The sequence below is a fragment of the Mycobacterium sp. 1245805.9 genome (assembly GCF_001672915.1).
Classification (GTDB): Bacteria; Actinomycetota; Actinomycetes; order Mycobacteriales; family Mycobacteriaceae; genus Mycobacterium.
The window spans coordinates 1-18,150 of sequence record NZ_LZKR01000132.1; the positions used below are offsets into that span (position 1 = coordinate 1).

Here is an 18,150-nt window from a genome sequence, read left to right on the forward strand (position 1 = left end):
CGCCGCACACGGACTGCCGAATGCATTCCGGCGCACTGGATTTTGCGGTCACCTACTGGACCGTGCCCGAGCTGCCCGGGCCCCGTGCCGTCAAGATCGTCGTGACCGACGCGTCGGGCGAGGTGGTGCAGACGATCGACGAGCTGCTGGAGCCGTCCAGCCCGGGCGGCGTCGGGTTGGAGGACATCGACGGCGACGGGCGCGACGAGCTGATCATCCCGATCGCGCGACACCCGTTCAACGGCAGCCCGAATACCCGGTTCTCGGTGTGGCGCGCGCCGGGCGACCGCCTGCATTTCGAACGCACCCAGATGGTCGGCCAGGCCGCCTACCCCAGCGGCGACGGCTACCTGGTGACCAACGCCGGGGCGCTGGACAGCCGAGACCTGACCTTCTACCTGCCGACGGGAGCCGGCTACACCCTCGTCGTGGTGTTGACTATCGAGGCCGAGCAGGTCGACCCCGACACGCACCGGGTCCTGACCGTCGTCTGCCGCGCCCACCAGGAAGACGGCCTGCACGCGGTCGACATGAGCCTGCGCCAGGCGGAGGAAACCTTCTGCGCGTCGCCGGCCGCCATGGCCATCTGGTCGGGCGCCGAGCGGCTTGACATCCGGCGCTGGCGGCGCGGGCAGCAATAGCGTTACGGCGCTTTCAGGCGCGCAGTCGGCGCGGGACGTGGCCAGCTGCTGCCTCGCCTGGGCGAGATCACCGGCGAGTAGTTCCGGGCTCGCCGGTCGGTAGGGGTCGCTGGCGTCGATCTGCGCCGCCAGCATGTCCCACCGAAGCCGCAGGTCGACCGCCGCCGGGCCGCGCAAGCCGTTCAGCGGCGACAGGGCGTTGCGGATCTGGCCGGCCACGTAAGGCGGGGTCCCGGACGGGGTGATGAGGTCGGACACTTTCTCCAGTCGATCGGCCACCGGCAGGACGACGCTGCACTCCCCGTCCCCCTCGGCCGCCGCGGGCGGGCACACGGTCACCGCGGCAACCGCGAGCGGCACGGGCAGAATTCGTCTTAAAGGTTCGAGCATTGGCCCTACCTTTATCCACAGTCGCGGTTTTATCCACAGATTGGTGTTCGGGCGGCCCTATTCGAACCTTTGTTCGATAGATTGGCGGTGTGGGTTTCATCAGCGCCGAGGCAGCACAGGAGCGGATCAACACCGCTCTTGATGCGATCGACGCCGCGCATGATGTCCTGCGGGAGACCTCGTCGGATCTGGTGAGCAATGAGTTTCGTGTCGAGGTGGCCGAGCGGCTCGAAACCCAGCAGCGGGTCAACCGGGGGTTGATGTATCGGGTGTTCGGCGAGATCGCCGAGCCCCCGGATGGTGGTGAGTCGACCCCGGGGCTGCGGGGGCGGGTGTGCGCGCGGCTACGGATCACCCCCGGGGAGGTGACGCGGCGGTTTCGGGTGGCGGCCCGGATCCGGCCGCGCCGCTCGCTCACCGGCCCGCCGCTGCCGCCCGAGTTGGAGGTGGTGGCCGGCGCGGTCGAGGCCGGCGCGCTCGGCGAGGACCACCTGCGGGTGATCTGTCACGCCCTCGATGTGCTGCCAGCCGCCGTGACACCCGCCGACGTGGCCGAGGCTGAGCGCGTCCTCGTCGAGCACGCCACCAAACTGGACTCCGCGGTGCTGACCCGGCTGGGGCAGCGCATCGGCGACTACCTCAACCCCGACGGCACCTTCACCGACGAAGACCGAGCACGGCGGCGGGCGGTGCGCCTGGGCCCGCAAGGCCCCGACGGCATGTCCCGACTCACGGGGTTGCTCGACCCCGAGGCCCGCGCCTACTTCGAAGCCATCGCCGCCGCGGTGCGCCCCGGGCGCCACCAACCCGACACCACCCCGCCGGAGGAGCGTGACACCCGCAGCGCCGCCCAACGCGACCACGACGCCCTCAAACTCGCGATGCGCACCGCCATCGGCTGCGGGGACCTCGGCACCCACCGCGGGCACCCGGTCACCGTGGTGGCCACCACCACCCTGGCCGAACTCAACCAAGCCGCCCACGCGGCCGTGAATCCGTTGGTCCCGATGCCCGCGCCGGCGCGCACCGGCGGCGGCTCCCGGCTACCCATGACCGACCTGATCCGCATGGCCGCCCACGCCATCCACTACTCCCCCGCAAGCGGGAGGTACCCCCAGGCGTCTTCGACGACCACACCGGCCGGCCGCTGTATCTGGGCCGACAAAAACGGATCGCCACCGCCGATCAACGCCTCATCTGCTACGCGCGTGACCGCGGCTGCACCCACCCCCACTGCCTCGCACCCGGCTACCACTCCGAAGTCCACCACGCCCCCGACTGGGCGGACGACGGCCAAACCGACGCCGACAAACTCTTCTTCGCCTGCGGCCCCGACCACGCCGGCGCCAGCAACGGCGACTACCACACCCAAGTCACCGACACCGGACGCCTCGCCTGGACCGACGGCACCGGCCCGCCCGAAATCAACCACGCCCATCACCCCGACGAACTCCTCAACGGCGACCCCGACCCACCCGAGGAGAACGACGAGTGAACGGGCCGTCTGCCGCCTAGTCCAGCGTGAACGGGGAGAAGCTGCCGTCGAGCACGTTCAGGTGCCCGATGGTGCGCCCGGTGACCACGGCCGGGTCCACCAGCGCCAATTCCACTGCCGCGTGGGCGAATTCGTCGGCCGAGGCGGTGTCGACGAAGCCGCTGGCGTAGTAGGCCAGGCCCGGGGTGAGGATCGGTTTCGACGGCGACAGCGCGTTCACCGCGATGTTGTGGTCGGCCAGGTCGTACGCCGCGCACTGGGTGAGGTGTTCGAGCGCCGCCTTGGATCCGCCGTAACCGGGCAGAACCCCGCCGCTGCGGTCGGCGTAGGGGCCGTCGCCGGGTATCCGCGACGCGACCGACGTGATGTTGATGATCGAGCCGCCGCCCGCGTCGAACATGTCGGGACACACCAGTTGCATCAGCTCGTAGGCGGCGAACACCGCGATGTCGAAATGCCGGCGAAACGCCTGCAGCGGCGTGCTGACGAACCCCGGCCAGCCGGGCTTGGCGCCGCCGCTCGCGATATTGGGGGGTTTCGCGCGCGATTCCGAGCCGGGCACGGGCGGGCGCCCGGGTGCGGTGAAGGCCGCGTTGTTGACCAGAATCGTGATGGGCCCCAACGCCTCTCGCGCCTCGCCCACCAGCCGGGCGACGTCGTCGCGGTCGTTCAGGTCGGCGCGGATCGCGACGGCGCGCCCGCCGGCCCCTTCGACCTCGGCGACCGTCTCGCCGATGGTTCCGGGCAGCCGGTCGTCCCACACCTGCTCGGTGCGCCCGACGACGGCCACCGCCGCGCCCTCCGCCGCGAGGGCCAGCGCGATCGCCCGGCCCAGCCCGCGGCTGCCGCCGGTGACGATCGCGGATCGTCCCGCCAGCCGCCCGCTCATCCCGTCACCCCGTGCACGACGATGGCTGTCGTCTGCTCGACCCAGGTGTCGTCCAGCTCCTCTTCCGGGCGTAGCAGCATCCGCAGCATCGTCGCCCCTCCCATCAGCTCGATCAACCGCTCCGGGTCCACGTCGGGATGCGCCTCGCCCCGGTCGATGGCCTCGGCCAGCCGCACCCGCACCGCCGCGAACACACCCGCGAAGCGCGACATCACCCGGGCGTTCAGCGCGGGATCGGCGGTCATGTCGGCCACCAGGCCGGGCAACGCCGCGCGCACCACCGGCGTGGTGAACACGTCGCGGGTGGCCTCGATCATCATCCGCACGTCGGCGGCGATGTCGCCGGCCGGGGCCTGCAGCGCGGTGGGCGCCGTCGGGAACGCCGCCTCGTGCACCAGTTCCGCCTTGCTCGACCACCGCCGATACAGCGCCGACTTGGTGGTACCGGCGCGCTCGGCCACCGCGGCCAGGCTGAGGTTCGAATAGCCGATCTCCACAAGCAGTTCCGCGGTCGCCGTGAGGATGGCCGAGTCGATGCGCGGGTCCCGGGGCCGCCCGGCGCCCGGGGCCTTGTCAAGGTAGGACGGGTCTGCTTTCATAACGCTACCTACCGTATCGTAATTGCCTCACTGAAGTCTCTAAGAATGGAGGCACCCAATGTCGACACCGAGGTCGAACGAACCGGTGCTGGACAAAGTCGACCGACTTCAGCGCTCCAGCCGGGACGTCACCACGCTGCCCGCGGTGATGTCGCAGTGGCTGTCGACCGTGTTGCCGGGTGGGGTCAAGCCGCAGGTGACGGTCGAAAGCGGCGTGGACGCCACCGGCATGTCGTCGGAAACCATCATCCTGACCGCGCGGTGGCAGAAGGACGGCGAGCCGATCGAACAGCGGCTGGTGGCGCGGGTGGCGCCCACCGCCGAGGACGTGCAGGTCTTCCCGACGTATCGGCTCGACCACCAATTCGAGGTGATACGCAAGGTCGGCGAGCTCACCGACGTCCCCGTCCCGCGCGTGCGCTGGCTCGAGCCCACCGGCGACGTCCTGGGCACGCCCTTCTTCGTGATGGACTACGTCGAGGGCGAGGTGCCGCCCGACGTCATGCCCTACACCTTCGGCGGCAACTGGTTCGCCGACGCCCCCGCCCAACGCCAGCGGCAACTGCAGGACGCCACGGTGGGCGTGTTGGCCAAGCTGCACGCGATCCCCAACGCCGAAAAGACATTTGGCTTCCTCTCCGCGCAAGACGGGAACACGGCGCTACGCCGGCACTTCAACTGGGTCCGCGAGTGGTACGACTTCGCGGTGCCCGACATCGGCCGATCACCGCTGCTGGAACGGACTTTCGCGTGGCTGGAAGACAACTGGCCGGACGAGGCCGCCGCGGCCGAGCCCGTCCTGCTCTGGGGCGACGCGCGGGTGGGCAACGTGCTGTACCGGGACTTCGAGCCGGTGGCGGTGCTGGACTGGGAGATGGTGACACTCGGGCCGCGCCAGCTCGACATCGCGTGGATGATCTACGCGCACATGGTGTTTCAAGAGCTCGCCGGCCTCGCGACGCTGCCCGGGCTGCCCGACGTGATGCGCGAGGACGACGTCCGCGCCACCTATCGGCGACTCACCGGGGTGGAGGTGGGCGACCTGCGCTGGTTCTACACCTACTCCGGGGTGATGTGGGCCTGCGTGTTCATGCGCACCGGCGCGCGCCGCGTGCACTTCGGCGAGACCGACAAGCCCGACGATGTCGAATCGCTGTTCTACCACGCCGGATTGATGAGACGCCTCATCGGAGAGGATCAGTAATGCTTGGCCCGCTTGACGAGTTCCCGGTACATCAGGTTCCTCAACCGATCGCGTGGGCCGGTTCCTCGGACCGCAACTTCTACGACCGCTCCTACTTCAACGCCCACGACCGCACCGGCGACATCTTCGTGATCAGCGGCATCGGCTACTACCCCAACCTCGGCGTCAAGGACGCGTTCTTCCTCGTCCGGCGCGGCGACACGCAGACCGCGGTGCACCTGTCCGACGCCATCGACCAGGACCGGCTGAACCAGAACGTCAACGGCTACCGCATCGAGGTCAGCGAACCGTTGCGCAAGCTGCGTTTGGTCCTCGACGAAACCGAGGGCATCGCAGCCGATCTCACGTGGGAGGGCCTGTTCGACGTCGTGCAGGAACAGCCGCACCTGATGCGGTCCGGCAACCGGGTGACGCTGGACGCGCAGCGCTTCGCCCAGCTCGGTTCCTGGAGCGGGCGCATCGCCGTCGACGGCGAGGAGATCGCCGTGGACCCCGCGACCTGGCTGGGCAGCCGCGACCGGTCCTGGGGCATCCGGCCGATCGGCGAGCCCGAGCCCGCGGGCAGGCCCGCCGACCCGCCCTTCGAGGGCATGTGGTGGCTCTACGTGCCGATGGCGTTCGACGAGTTCGCGATCGTGCTGATCATCCAGGAGGAGCCCAACGGGTTCCGATCGCTCAACGACTGCACCCGGGTGTGGCGCGACGGGCGCGTCGAACAACTGGGCTGGCCGCGGGTGAAAATCCACTACCGTTCGGGCACCCGCATCCCGACCGGGGCCACCATCGATGCGACCGCGCCGGACGGCACCCCCGTTCACTTCGACGTGGAATCCAAGCTGCCCGTGCCGATTCATGTCGGCGGCGGCTACGGCGGCGATTCGGATTGGCTGCACGGCATGTGGAAGGGCGAAAAGTTCGTCGAGCGACTGACTTACGACATGACCGATCCGGCCATCGTCGCGCGGTCCGGGTTCGGCGTCATCGACCACGTCGGCCGTGCGGTGTGCCGCGACGGCGACGGCGACCCGGTCGAGGGCTGGGGGCTCTACGAGCACGGCGCGCTGGGCCGCCACGACCCGTCGGGCTTCAAGGACTGGTTGACGGTGGCGCCCTAGCCTTTTCGACCCAATTCGTCGACAATCTCCGACAGCGTCTCCAGCGCGATCGGCGACGGCTGATACAGGCAGACGGTGTCCGCGACGCCGTCGACGCGATCCCGGATGTGGGCCGCGATCTCCTTGGGCGTCCCGCAGGCGGCGATGGTGTGCAGCATCTCGTCGTCGATGAGCCCGCCCATCTCCTCCCAGCGGCCCTGTTTGGACATCGCGTTGAGCTCGGGCTGCAGGTCCGCCCAGCCGTGCGCGGCCAGCACCGGCCGGTAGGCCGGGGTCGACCCGTAGAAGCCCAGCAGCCGGCGGGTGGCCGCGTGATCCGAGCCGGCCGACACGATGATCTCGGGAATGACGGCGAACTCCTCGGGCCGCCGGCCGCCGGCCCGCAGGCCGTCACGCACCGCGGGCATCGTGTGCTCGTGCAGGAAACGCTTGGAGCCGAACGGCATCACCAGCAGGCCGTCGGCGTGCTCGGCGGTCGCGCGGGTCAGCCGCGGCCCCAGCGCGCCGACGTAGATCGGCGGCGGACCGTATGGATTCGGGCCGGGACTGAACGTCGGCGTCATCAGGGTGTGCCGGTAGTAGTCGCCGCGAAAGTCCAAGCGCCCGCCCGTATTCCAGGCCTCGAAGATCGCGCGCAGGGCCGCGATCAACTCGGTCATGCGGGCCACCGGATGCTCGAACTGCGCGCCGAATCGCTTCTCGATCTGCGGCCGGATCTGGGTGCCCAGCCCGAGGAAGAAGCGCCCCCGGCTCAGCAGCTGGTGATCGTTCGCCTGGTGCGCCAGGTGAATGGGATTGCGCGGAAACGCGATGGCCACATTGGTCAGCAGGTCCAGGCCGCCCACCGTGGCGGCCAGCGTCAGCGGGGCGAACACGTCGTGCTGACCCTCGAAGGTGGCGACACCGGTGGCTCCGGCGTCGCGCAGCGCCCGCGCCCGTCCGGCCGCGTCCACCGGCCCGTACAACGCGGTGAAGACCTTCATCGACCCACCTTGAGCAGCTAGTTAGACCGGCAAGCGAAATTTATCCTACGAAAGCGTCAAAATGCGGTTGACTAGACGGCGTGACAAAGCCGCCGCCGGTCGTCGACGTCGTCGTGGTCGGTGCCGGATTTGCCGGACTGTCGGCCGCGCGCGAGCTGACGCGACAGGGCCACGACGTCCTGGTCTTCGAGGGCCGGGACCGGGTCGGCGGCCGCTCGTACACCGGCAGCGTCGCCGGGCTGCCCGCCGATCTGGGCGGCACCTTCGTCGGCCCGACCCAAACCGCCGTCCTGGAGCTGGCGGCCGAACTCGAGGTCCCCACCACTCCCACCCACCACGACGGCAAGAACGTGATCCACTGGCGCGGCTGGGCGCGCCCCTACCGCGGCACCATCCCGCGGGTGTCGCTGACCGGACTGCTCGACATCGGCAGGCTGCGTTGGCAATTCGAGCGGATCGCGCGCAGCGTCCCGGTGGCGGCCCCGTGGGACGCCCGCCGGGCCCACGAGCTGGACGGCATGTCGCTGGGCGGGTGGTTGCGCTCGGTGCGCGCCTCGGCGTCCTCGCACGACCTGATGGCCATCGTGGCCCGGGTGACGTGGGGGTGCGAACCCGACGAGGTGTCGATGCTGCACGCCGCCCGCTACGTGCACGCGGCCGGCGGGCTGGACCCGCTCCTCGACGTCGAAAACGGCGCCCAGCAGGATCGTTTCCCGGGCGGCACCCAGCAGATCGCCGAGGCCGCGGCCGCCGAACTGGGCGCGCGCGTGGTGCTGGGCGCGCCGGTGCGGCGCATCGAGCGGCACGGGGCGGGCGTCACCGTCACGACCGACGCCGGCTCGGCCGAGGCCGGGTTCGTCATCGTCGCGATCCCCCCGGCCCATCGTGCGTCGATCGAGTTCGCTCCCCCGCTGCCCGCCGAGTACGAGCAGCTCGCCGCCAATTGGCCGCAGGGCCGGCTCAGCAAGGCGTACGCGGCCTACGAGACGCCTTTCTGGCGGGCCGACGGGTTTTCCGGGCAGGCGCTGTCCGACCAGGGCCCGGTGTTCATCACCTTCGACGTCAGCCCGCACCCCGACGGTCCGGGCATCCTGATGGGCTTCGTCGATGCCCGCGCCTTCGACTCGCTGCCCACCGAGCAGCGCCGCCGCGACACGTTGCGCTGTTTCGCGTCGCTGTTCGGCGACGATGCGCTCAAGCCCCTCGACTATGTCGACCAGCGTTGGGGCGCAGAGGATTTCGCTCCGGGCGGCCCGACCGCGGCGGTGCCGCCGGGCTCGTGGACACGGTTCGGGCCGTGGTTGCGCGCGCCGGTCGGGCCGATCCACTGGGCCGGCACCGAAACCGCGGACGAATGGACCGGATTCCTCGACGGCGCCGTGCGGTCCGGGCAGCGGGCGGCCGCCGAGATCGCCGCCCTGCTATGAGCTGATCCGGCGCATCCGGGCATCGTGGGCCATGTGGGTCACCGATTCCACCAGGGCCCGCAGGTGGCGGTTCACTTCGCGCGGCTGTTCCAGCATCGAACAGTGCCCGCCGGGCAGCTCGACCAGGCCGACGACGTTGGGCGCGGTGTGCGCGATCCGGCGGGACTGGCCGATCGGCGTCAAACGGTCGCGCTCGCTGCCGATCACCAGGGTCGGCACCGTCAGCCCGTCCAACTCGAGGTGCCGCGACCCCAGCGCATCGACGAGCATCTTGGCGCAGCCGCCCCGCCCGGCGGGCGAGGTCTGCGCGAACATCTCGTAGACCACCCGCGCGGCGTCGGGGTCGGCGTCCCTGGCGACGGCCAGCATCGCGACCACGTACCGGCTCGGGATCCGGGCCGCGGCCGGCAGGGGGAACCCACCGAAAGCGGTGATCAGGCCGCGGGCCGCCAGGACGCGCGCCGCCGATAGCTCGCGCGGTACCGACAGCAGCTTCACCTGCCGCACCAGATCGCCTGTGGTGGTGTTGATCAGCGCGACGGCGTCGGCGCGCCGGCGGACCTTGTCGCGGTAGTGCGCCGACCACGCGGCGATGGCGATGCCACCCATCGAATGCCCGGCCAGCACCGCGCGCTCGCGCGGCGCCAGTGTCGCCTCGAGCACCGAATCCAGGTCGCCCGCAAGGTGTTCGAGGCTGTAGCCCTTGCTCTTGGGGACGCCGCTTCGCCCGTGGCCGCGGTGATCGAACGCGATCACCCGGTATTCGGTCGCCAGGTCGGAGATCTGGTGGGCCCAGGCGCGGATCGCGCACGTTATCCCATGGGTGAGGACGATCGGATAGCCGTCGGGCGGCCCGAAAACCTCGGCGTGCAGCGCGGTCCCGTCGGCCGCTCGCACGGTCAGGGTGCGACTTGGTGGCAGCTCGGCACTCATCGCCGTTCCCCCTTCGAACACGGCCCCATCGCCAGTTCCGGACGTAGGCGAAGTGTAGCCCCGCCTCAACGACGAACTGGTGAAAACGGCCCATTACACGCGGCGATTTCGGGCACGATCGTGCAACAACTTGTGAGACGCTGACAGCCGTGTACCCGATGTCCCGTCGGGAGTTCTTCGCGGCCACGGCCGGCCTCGTCGGCGGCGGGCTGGCGGCCGGTTGCGGGTCGGGACCAAGCTCACCGTCGCCCGCGCCGGACGGCAAGGCGGTGCTCGTGGTCGGCGCCGGCATGGCCGGCCTGTCCGCCGCCCGCAGCCTGGCCGACGCGGGATGGCCGGTGCGCGTCATCGAGGCCCGCGACCGCATCGGCGGCCGGGTGTACACCGACCGGGGTTGGGGCACGCCGCTCGAGATGGGCGCGTCCTGGATCCATGGCACGACGGACAATCCGGCCATGGAGCTGGCGCAAAAGGCGCGCGCGCAGCTCGCCCCCACCGACTACTACGGATGGGCGAAGCTGGCCGTCGATCCGCGGCTCCCGCCGCTGGCCTACGACCCGCAGACCTGGCGCGCCTTCGTGAAGCGGGCGCGCGGCCGCGTCGAGGACGGGAGCCTGGGCGCAGCCGTCGACGCCGCGGCGAGCCGCGCCGAGCTGGCCGATTCCGACCGCGCCCAATTGGCTTTCTACCTCACCTCCGAGATCGAGAACGAATACGCCGCCGGCGTGGATCAACTGTCCGCCACGACCTTTGACCGCGGCGACTACGCCGGCGGCGACCAGGACGTGATCACCAACGGCTACGACGCCCTGCCCCGGCTGCTGGCCGAGGGCCTCCAGATCCAGCTGCGGACGCCGGTCACCGCGATCGCACGCCGCGACAACTCCGTCGTCGTGCGGGCCGGGGACCGGTCGTTCGAGGGGCCCGGCGCGATCGTCACCGTGCCCCTGGGCGTTCTCAAGTCCGGGGCGATCGCCTTCGACCCGCCCCTTCCGGACGAACACCGAAACGCCGTGCAGGCGCTGGGATTCGGCGTGCTGTCCAAGAGCTACTTTCGCTTCGCCCGGCGAACGTGGGACGTAGAGAACGCCTTCTATCAATACCTCGGCAGCGAGCCGGGCGCGTGGACACAATGGTTCACGCTGCCGAGCGGGGCGGGCCCAATCGTGTTGGCTTTCAACGCCGGTGAGCGCGGCCGGTGGGCGGAGTCGGCCGCGCCGGGCGACCTGATCGCCAGCTCGCTGCCGATTGCGCGCCAGCTGTTCGGCGGCGACGTGGCAGCGGTCGACGTGCGGACGTCGAATTGGACCGTCGACCCCTACGCGCTCGGCTCGTATTCGTTCCACGCGCCCGGCTCCGGGCTCGGCGACCGGCTTTACCTGGCGGGTGAGGCCGTCGGCGTCAACAATCCCGCCACCGTGACGGGCGCCATCGTCAGTGGCCGAAACGCCGCGGGCCAATTGATGCACCGGCTCAGCGGGTGAGGACCGCTACCTCAGCTGCTTGAGCGTGGCGTGGGGGCTCTGGCCGTAGGTCTGTCGATACAGCACCGCGAACCGCCCGGTGTGCGCGAAGCCCCAACGCTGTGCGATCTCGGTGACGGTGGCGCCGGCGCGCTCGCGCGCGAGCAGCTCCTGGTGCGCGCGATGCAGCCGGACGCGGCGCATGTACTCGGTGGGAGTGGTGTCGAGCTGGCGCCGGAAAAGGTATTGGACCGCCCTGGGTGTCAGGTGCACGGCCGCGGCGATGTCGTTGATGCTCACGTCGCCGGCGGCGTGCCGGTGGATGAAGGCCACCGCTTCCTTCAGCGTCTCCGGCAGCGAGGGGTCGCCCGCCAGGTCCTGTTCGGTCGCGTTGGACGGGTAGCACTCGAGCAGCGCGCCGGCCAGCAGGGGCGCCATCGCCGCCACGATCATCGGCTGCTGGGCGGTGTCCGGCGCGGCCAACCCGGCGGTCACGTAGTCCAGCGCCCGATGCCACGCCCGCACGGCGCCCCGCGACCGTGGGCGCCAGTTGAGGAACCGGACGCGCTGCGACGGCGGCGAGCGCCAGTCCGCGGTGATCTTGTGCAACGCGTCGGGCGCGATGGTCACCACGTCGAACCGCGCGCCGTTTACCTGCAGCGCGCACGACATGCCGTGGGCGACCAGGATCGGGGAGTCGACATCGGGAAACGGTCCACCCGTCACGGTCAACGATCCGGCCCGGGGCTGAATCACGACGATGTTTGCCGCCGGGCTTTCGGCGGGCGGGATCTCGAAGGTCGCCGGGCCGCGAATCAGCACCTCGTCGATCGCCATCGAAGCCGCCGCGCAGCGGCGGTGGATGACGGCCGAGCGGGTGGTGAGGCCGCTGACCCGCCAGCCCGGGGTGTATGCGCCGGCGAAGAAGCGGCGCAGGGCGTCGGGCTGGACGCTGCGGAATTGCTCGTAGCGGACCGCCGCCGCGTTTTGGGCCGACGCAAGGTCACGCGCGGCGGGGCGGGCGGGGCGCACGTCGACCTGGATCTCGTCGGGTTCGCCAGCTACCCCGAGGGCGCCGGGCGCCGCGTCATCGGCGGTGGTCGTCATGGTCGGCCGGCGGGTCGGCGCACCGCCGCTCCGTCCGTCGCGACCGCGGCGGGACCCGACGCCAGCGAGGCGAATTGGCGATAAATGTTCAGCGCGTCGAGACCGATCCGGTCCCAGGAAAAACGCGAGACCGCGCGGCTTCGCCCCGCCGCGCCCATGCTCTCACACTGAAAGCTTTGGGCCAGAAGACTTCTCAACGCCGCGGCCACCGCGGCGGGGCTACGTCGCGGTAACAGCAGCCCGGTGACGCCGTCCACCACGGTATCGGTCAGGACGCCTACCGGTAGCGCGACCACCGCCACTCCGCTGGCCATGGCCTGCAGTACCGGGTTCGCCCGCGGTGGTTGCCGCGGTGTGCACACGACCACGTCGGCGGATCGCAGCAGCGACGGCAGGTCGTCGTCGCCGACCGTGCCCGCGAAACGGACCCGGTTGGCGACGCCCATCTCGGCGGCGAAACGTTTCAGCTCGGCGCGCGCCCGGTCGTGGCCGGGCTCGCGGGCGGCGGTTTCGGCGATCACCAACTCCGCGCCGACGACCTTGGGCAGCACCCGAATGGCGACGTCGATGCCGTTGCCCGACAACGGATTCGGTGCCACGCAGAGGATGCGATGACGCGCATCGCGGGCGGCCGCCGGACCCACCGGGCTATACCGTTCGACATCGACGCCGCTGCACAGGACGGACGCTCGAGCCCGCCCGTGCCGCAACCGGGCCAGTACATCGGCGTCGGCGCTGCATTCACCCGTCACCCATGTCGCGCCACGCGCGAGCAGGGGCTCGATGCGTTCGCGTTCGCGCCCGTGCCGTGCGGCGGCACCGTTGGAGCGGGACGTCGCGGCCAACCCCTGGAAGCTCTGCACGGTCGGTATCCGCTGCCGTCGCGCGGCCAACTGGGCGGCCAACCCGCCCAGCCAGCCGTACGCGTGCACGACGTCCGGCTCCTCCGCCGACCACACCCGCTCGAGCGCCTGCGCCCAGTCACCGACATAGGGCAGAACCGCCGCGGCGGGCGCGGGCGCGCCGGGACCCACCTGGATACCGCCCCCACCCCGCACGTAGGCCGTCGCCTCGTGACCCCGGGCCACCAGCGCCGCGCAAAGTTGCCGAGGGTCGTCACCGATGATGTCGTCGCCGGTGACGATTGCAATCTTCACGACGGCCCCCTCCAACTCGCGCTGGACCCAACCCCAAAGACCTACCCGGCTAGCGGCGGGCGAAACGCCGGACTTCGCGCCCTTCGTCCCAGGAGGCGGTGTTTCGCATCACGGATATGCATGGGATGGCACGTTCCGCGGGGGGACACTGGGGAGCATGACGACCCCGGAGCCGCGCCCGCCGGTCGAGCTGGTGGTACTGCTGGCGTCGGCCGGCGGATTGGACGCGCTGTCCATCGTCCTGCACGATTTGCCGACGGAGTTCGCCGCCGCGGTCGTCGTGCAGCAGCACCTCGGCGGCCTGTCCAGCGTGCTTCCGACGATCCTGGGCCGACAGACGCCCCACCGCGTCAGCTGGGCGCGGGATGGCCGGAAGGTTGTGCCGGGAGAGGTCGTGGTCTGCCCGCCGGGGATGCATCTGGAAATGCTGCCCGACGGTCGCTCCCGCCTGCGCAAGATGGTGGCGCTGCTCGAGCGGCGATTCGATGTGCTGCTGGCGTCGGTGGCCAAGTCGTACGGAGCACGCGGCGTCGCGGTGTTGTTGTCGGGCTCCGGGCACGACGGCGCGATCGGCACCGTCGCGATGAAGCAGGCCGGCGCGATCGTCATCGCCCAGAGCCCGGACACCGCCCAGTACCCGTCGCTGCCGGTCGCCGCCGCGCGCGCCGGAGCCGATTTCGTGCTGCCGATCCACCAAATCGGTCGGGTGCTGGCGGACATCGTCAGGGGCGCACCCCTACCCGAAAAGGTCGCGTCGGCAATGCCGCCGAGTCCGCCGGCGCCGCGCTCGACTGACCGATCGATGAAACCCGCTCCCAACACCGCGGCCACCCGCGCCGAGCGAGCGCGGCTGCGCGCCGACGAGCTGCGGCGCAGGCGCCAGGATCTGTCCGAAGGTTTCGGGGCGACCGAGCAGACCGTGTCGATCGCGCGGCGGCGGGCCCAAGAGTCGCTGCGCCGCGCGCAATTGGCGCACAAAGCGGCCTCCGAGGCGGCCGCGCGGTGGGGACACTGACCGCCGCGTCGCGCTACGACGGGCTCACGACCTCCATCAGCAGCAGCGCGCCGACGACGCTCGCGTCGTCCCCCCGAAACGATGTGCACACCACCCGCACCCGCGCCTGGCGGCCGCGCCGGTTGACGGCGTCGACCACCGCTTCCCCGGAGCTTTCCGGATCGACGAACGCGTTGCCGATCAGGGGCCGCACGTCGTCGAGCGGCAGCCCGATGTCCAGCCCGGTCAACTTGGACCCCGTCGTCTCGTTGGCCCGCAGCCCCCACAGGTCCTCGCAGCCCCGGTTCCACACCACTACCCGCATTTCCCGGTCCACCACCACCATCCCGAGCCGAACCGAGTTGATCAGCGAATCCAGGAAGTTCTTGGCGTCGTCCAGTTCGATGCTGCGTTCGCGCAGCGTGTCGTTGATGGTGTGCAGCTCGTCGTTGGTGGACTGCAGCTCCTCGTTCATCGTCTCGAGCTCTTCGTTGGTGGACTGCAGCTCCTCGTTGGTCGTCTCCAGCTCCTCGACGGTGGACTGCAGCTCCTCGTTGGTCGTCTCGAGTTCCTCGTTGGTCGATTGCAGCTCCTCGTAGGCCGCCTCGAGCTGGCGGTTGGTCTGCACGACCTTGTCGAGCAGGGCGCGCGTCGCGGTGACATCGAAGAACACGATCGACACCCCGAGCAGGCCGTTCTCGGCGTCGACGAGCGGGTTGACGTGGATCTCGAACCACACCGTCTCGGCGCCGGGCCGCTGCCACTTGACGTCCGGGATCCGCGTCGAGCGCCGCTCCACCTTGGCCTGCTCGAGGTAGGCGCGCAGCTCGACCGGGCGGTAGGAGACTTCGAGGTCGCGCAGGAGCCTGCCGATGTCGCGGGCCGAAAGCCCGAAGACGCTCTCCGCCTGCTGGTTGATCATCGCGACGGTGTCCTCGCCGGTGATCACGATCTGCGCCACGGGGCTAGCTCGAAAAGCCAAGTCGCGCACCGTGGTCAGGCCCGGCAGGTCGCCCTGGCGTTCGTAGAACGCGGCGGCCGGGTCGTACCGGTCGGCAACCCCCTGGGGCCCGGCGACCTTGCGGAAGATCCGGTTCTTGAGGTTCAACGGAGTGAAGCGGTCGCTGTGGCTCAACAGCATCTCGGCGTGACCGAGAAACAGTGTGCCCTGTGGGGCCAGCGCGAAATGCAAGCGCCCCACCACATTTCGCTGAGTCTCCGCGTTGAGATACATCAGGGTGTTGCGGCACACCAACAGGTCGACGCGCGAAATGGGCGCGTCCTTGACCAGATCGTTGTGGCCGAAAATGACCGCGCGGCGCAGATCCTTGTGGAAAACGTAGCGGCCGTTGACCTGTTCGAAGTAGCGCGCCAACAGGTCCGGCGGCACCGACTCGACCGCCTTGGCCTCGTAGGACGCCGTGCGCGCCTCGGTGAGCGCCTCCTCGTCGATGTCGGTCGCGTAGATCTTGGCGCGCTGCCGGAACGCGTCGGGTCCCATCGCCTCGGCCAGCAGCATGGCCAGCGTGTAGGCCTCCTGCCCCGACGCGCATCCCGCGCTCCACACCCTGATCGGGTCGGCGGGCCCGCGCTCGGCCAGCATCCGTGGGATGACCTCCGCGCCGACGAATTCCCAGGCATCGGGGTCCCGGAAGAACGCGGTCACGTTGATGAGGATCGTGTTGAACAGCGACGCGAATTCGTCCGAACTGGCCTGCAGGACGTCGAGATACTCCTCGAACGAGCGATACCCGGCCTGATCCATCCGGTGCCGGACCCGGCGCATGAGCGACGTGCGCTTGTAACCCGTGAAGTCGAAGCCGCGGGAATCCCGCATGTAGCGCAACAAAGCCTCGAAGGCCTCGTCGGTCGTGCCGTCCATCAAGGTCCCGTCGCGAGAGCGGTCGCCGTCGGACTCGAACACTACTCTGGCCGCGTCAGAGCAGGTTTTCGTGACCGACCAGCGCCCATACCGTCTTTCCCGACGGCGTCGGCATCGCCCCCCACGCCCGGCACAACGAGGACACGATCGCCAACCCGGAAACGACCTCGGCGCCGCGATTGGAATCTTCGTGCCGCCCCGGCAGGCGATCGCTGCGATCCTCCACCGCGACCGTGACGGTGTCCCGATGGCTCTCCACGATGAGCGCCGGCACGCTTTCGGTGTGGTCGAGCACGTTTTCCACGAAGACGGTCGCCACCGTGGCCGCGACCGGGATCAGCTCGCGCTCGTCCCAGCGGGTGAGCCAGTCGGTGATCATGGCGCGGGCCAGGCCGACGCTTTCCCCGACGGCCGGCAGCTCGCTTCGCGCCCGGCGGCGGATGGCCATCGGCCGGTCGCGCGCGGCATCCAACGCCGAGGGCCGGGTGGGGTACACCGGCACGTACCGGGTCACGCCACCCGCGGCGATGGCTCGCCGAACCCGCGGATGTGAACACACCAGCAGGATGGGCACGTCCGGCCACACGCTGACGTGCCAGCGGGCGCTGGTGAACACGGTCCACGCCGACGCCGACGGCGCCGACAGGCCGTTGACGTCGACGATCACTGCGCGCGGCTCGTCCAGCGCGGCCTTGATCACGGTGTCACGGATGGTCCGGTACGTGGAGCTGTCCAGCACGCCGTCCATCACCAGGATCGGCACGTCGCGCCGCGGCGCCGCGTCGATCCGGACCGCTGCCCGCGGGTCAGCCACCGGAATCACCGCGCTCGGGCGCGCTGGCCGCCAGCCGTGAGCCAAGCACGGTGAGTGCGTGCTCGCTTTCCTCGGCCAGCGAGTTGTAGTGCCGAGAGACCGGGCCGGCACCGGCCTTGTCGGCCAGTTTGCGGGCCAGCCTGGCCTTTTCCTGCAGGCTGCGCAGCGCGACCCAGAGCGCGCCGTCGACCTCCTCGTCGCGGGCGCCAAGCAGGGCGTCGGCCGTCCAGGCGTGACCCACCTGGCAGCGAAAGTGGCCCTCGGTGATCGAGATCAGGGCGCCGTTGCAGTCGGGGCAGGTGTAGCCGGACTGGGTACCAAGGTCTTGCGTGTCGAAGTCGGTCGAAAACCGCGAGCTCATGGCGATCCGGTTCTCAAGCTCCAGCGCGGCGTCCGGTTCCATTGGTGGGTCCTCGATTTCTTTCTGGGACAGCTCTTTGAGAACCGCGCCGATGTCGGCCGCCGCGGCCTGCCGGTTCAGCACACCGGCCTCTCGGGCGTTGGTCGGCAGCGCCGGGAACATTGCATCCTCGGCCGACTGGCCGATGGCGACGCCGCCGCGCGAGCGGATCGCCCCCAGGCCAAGCACCCCGTCGTCGAGCGCGCCCGAGAGCAGCACGCCGACCGCGCGGGGCCCGAAGGCCACGGCGGCCGAACGGAACAACGCGTTGATCGCGGGCCGGTGCCCGTTCTCGGTCGGCCCCTGCGACAACACGATGCGATGATCGCGGACCAGCAGGTGGCGGTCCGGGCGGCCGACATAGATGCGGCCCGGCTCGAGCCTCGCACCGTCCTCGGCGGGGACTGCCGGCAGCGGGCCGCTGCGATCGATGATTCGTGCCAGGACGCTGGGCGCGCCCGCGGGGACGTGCAGCACCATCAGGTATGCGTACGGCAGGTCGGCCGACAACCCGGCAGCCAGACGCGAGAGTGCGTCGACGCCTCCCGCCGAGGCACCGATCGCGACCACTCCGCGCAGCCCGTCGTTTTGGTCGGTCGCCTCAATCACCACCCTCGACTACCCCCATTAAGGGTAGGTAACCGGGTGGCCGGTGGA

At 70.3% G+C, this 18,150-nt stretch carries 15 protein-coding genes and 1 pseudogene; 7 read left to right on the forward strand and 9 right to left on the reverse strand.

From position 1 onward, the window contains the following. Together A9X00_RS18460 and A9X00_RS30070 are read left to right on the forward strand one after the other, a co-directional pair. Positions 1-641: hypothetical protein (locus A9X00_RS18460; protein ID WP_067156626.1), on the forward strand; the 641-nt coding region annotated here is incomplete at its 5' end. A gap of 488 nt (positions 642-1,129) precedes the next feature. After that, positions 1,130-2,526: pseudogene (locus A9X00_RS30070) on the forward strand (13E12 repeat family protein). Positions 2,527-2,542: 16 nt separating this feature from the next. On the opposite strand, the gene A9X00_RS18475 reads toward A9X00_RS30070, so the two are convergent. Continuing rightward, a complete protein-coding gene (locus tag A9X00_RS18475; protein WP_067156484.1) occupies positions 2,543-3,415 on the reverse strand; it encodes an SDR family NAD(P)-dependent oxidoreductase in 873 nt (290 codons plus the stop codon). Beyond that, on the reverse strand, positions 3,412-4,014 hold the full coding sequence (locus tag A9X00_RS18480; RefSeq protein ID WP_067156487.1) for a TetR/AcrR family transcriptional regulator: 603 nt from the start codon (positions 4,012-4,014) through the stop codon (positions 3,412-3,414). Before A9X00_RS18480 ends, A9X00_RS18475 begins: the two co-directional genes overlap by 4 nt. A gap of 58 nt (positions 4,015-4,072) precedes the next feature. Between A9X00_RS18480 and A9X00_RS18485 the strand changes: the two genes are divergently transcribed. Continuing rightward, positions 4,073-5,218 (forward strand): phosphotransferase family protein, encoded by a 1,146-nt coding sequence (locus A9X00_RS18485; RefSeq protein WP_067156490.1) that lies wholly within the window; start codon positions 4,073-4,075, stop codon positions 5,216-5,218. Further along, the gene (locus A9X00_RS18490) at positions 5,218-6,333 is read left to right on the forward strand and encodes a hypothetical protein (protein ID WP_067156492.1); all 1,116 of its coding nucleotides are present in this window, start codon (positions 5,218-5,220) and stop codon (positions 6,331-6,333) included. The genes A9X00_RS18485 and A9X00_RS18490 overlap by 1 nt, the downstream gene beginning before the upstream one ends. Here A9X00_RS18490 and A9X00_RS18495 read toward each other — a convergent pair. Beyond that, a complete protein-coding gene (locus A9X00_RS18495) occupies positions 6,330-7,316 on the reverse strand; it encodes a TIGR03617 family F420-dependent LLM class oxidoreductase (protein ID WP_067156495.1) in 987 nt (328 codons plus the stop codon). The genes A9X00_RS18490 and A9X00_RS18495 overlap by 4 nt on opposite strands. 80 nt (positions 7,317-7,396) lie before the next feature. Between A9X00_RS18495 and A9X00_RS18500 the strand changes: the two genes are divergently transcribed. Next, entirely contained in the window at positions 7,397-8,743 is a 1,347-nt protein-coding gene (locus A9X00_RS18500) for a flavin monoamine oxidase family protein (RefSeq protein WP_067156498.1), read from the forward strand. Here the strand turns inward: A9X00_RS18500 and A9X00_RS18505 are convergent. After that, positions 8,738-9,676 carry an alpha/beta fold hydrolase gene (locus A9X00_RS18505; protein ID WP_067156501.1) on the reverse strand — a complete coding sequence of 313 codons (939 nt, stop codon included), beginning with the start codon at positions 9,674-9,676 and terminating at the stop codon, positions 8,738-8,740. The genes A9X00_RS18500 and A9X00_RS18505 overlap by 6 nt on opposite strands. A gap of 149 nt (positions 9,677-9,825) precedes the next feature. Here A9X00_RS18505 and A9X00_RS18510 point away from each other — a divergent pair, with 149 nt between their 5' ends. Beyond that, positions 9,826-11,160 carry a flavin monoamine oxidase family protein gene (locus tag A9X00_RS18510; RefSeq protein ID WP_369830769.1) on the forward strand — a complete coding sequence of 445 codons (1,335 nt, stop codon included), beginning with the start codon at positions 9,826-9,828 and terminating at the stop codon, positions 11,158-11,160. Between the two features lie 6 nt (positions 11,161-11,166). On the opposite strand, the gene A9X00_RS18515 is transcribed toward A9X00_RS18510, so the two are convergent. Both A9X00_RS18515 and A9X00_RS18520 read right to left on the reverse strand, forming a co-directional pair. After that, positions 11,167-12,246, reverse strand: coding sequence for an AraC family transcriptional regulator (locus tag A9X00_RS18515; protein WP_067156504.1), 1,080 nt, complete (start codon positions 12,244-12,246; stop codon positions 11,167-11,169). Further along, positions 12,243-13,403 carry a glycosyltransferase gene (locus A9X00_RS18520; RefSeq protein WP_082975377.1) on the reverse strand — a complete coding sequence of 387 codons (1,161 nt, stop codon included), beginning with the start codon at positions 13,401-13,403 and terminating at the stop codon, positions 12,243-12,245. The genes A9X00_RS18515 and A9X00_RS18520 overlap by 4 nt, the downstream gene beginning before the upstream one ends. A gap of 157 nt (positions 13,404-13,560) precedes the next feature. Here A9X00_RS18520 and A9X00_RS18525 point away from each other — a divergent pair, with 157 nt between their 5' ends. After that, on the forward strand, positions 13,561-14,418 hold the full coding sequence (locus A9X00_RS18525) for a chemotaxis protein CheB (RefSeq protein WP_067156510.1): 858 nt from the start codon (positions 13,561-13,563) through the stop codon (positions 14,416-14,418). A gap of 13 nt (positions 14,419-14,431) precedes the next feature. Here A9X00_RS18525 and A9X00_RS18530 read toward each other — a convergent pair whose 3' ends face one another. Genes A9X00_RS18530 through A9X00_RS18540 form a run of 3 tightly spaced genes read right to left on the reverse strand, consistent with a single transcriptional unit; the run spans position 14,432 to position 18,105 of the window. Continuing rightward, positions 14,432-16,279 (reverse strand): CheR family methyltransferase, encoded by a 1,848-nt coding sequence (locus A9X00_RS18530; protein ID WP_067156641.1) that lies wholly within the window; start codon positions 16,277-16,279, stop codon positions 14,432-14,434. 55 nt (positions 16,280-16,334) lie between these two features. Next, positions 16,335-17,093 carry an STAS domain-containing protein gene (locus tag A9X00_RS18535; RefSeq protein WP_067156644.1) on the reverse strand — a complete coding sequence of 253 codons (759 nt, stop codon included), beginning with the start codon at positions 17,091-17,093 and terminating at the stop codon, positions 16,335-16,337. Continuing rightward, positions 17,086-18,105, reverse strand: coding sequence for a chemotaxis protein CheB (locus A9X00_RS18540; RefSeq protein WP_067156513.1), 1,020 nt, complete (start codon positions 18,103-18,105; stop codon positions 17,086-17,088). The genes A9X00_RS18535 and A9X00_RS18540 overlap by 8 nt, the downstream gene beginning before the upstream one ends. Between the last annotated feature and the right edge of the window lie 45 nt (positions 18,106-18,150).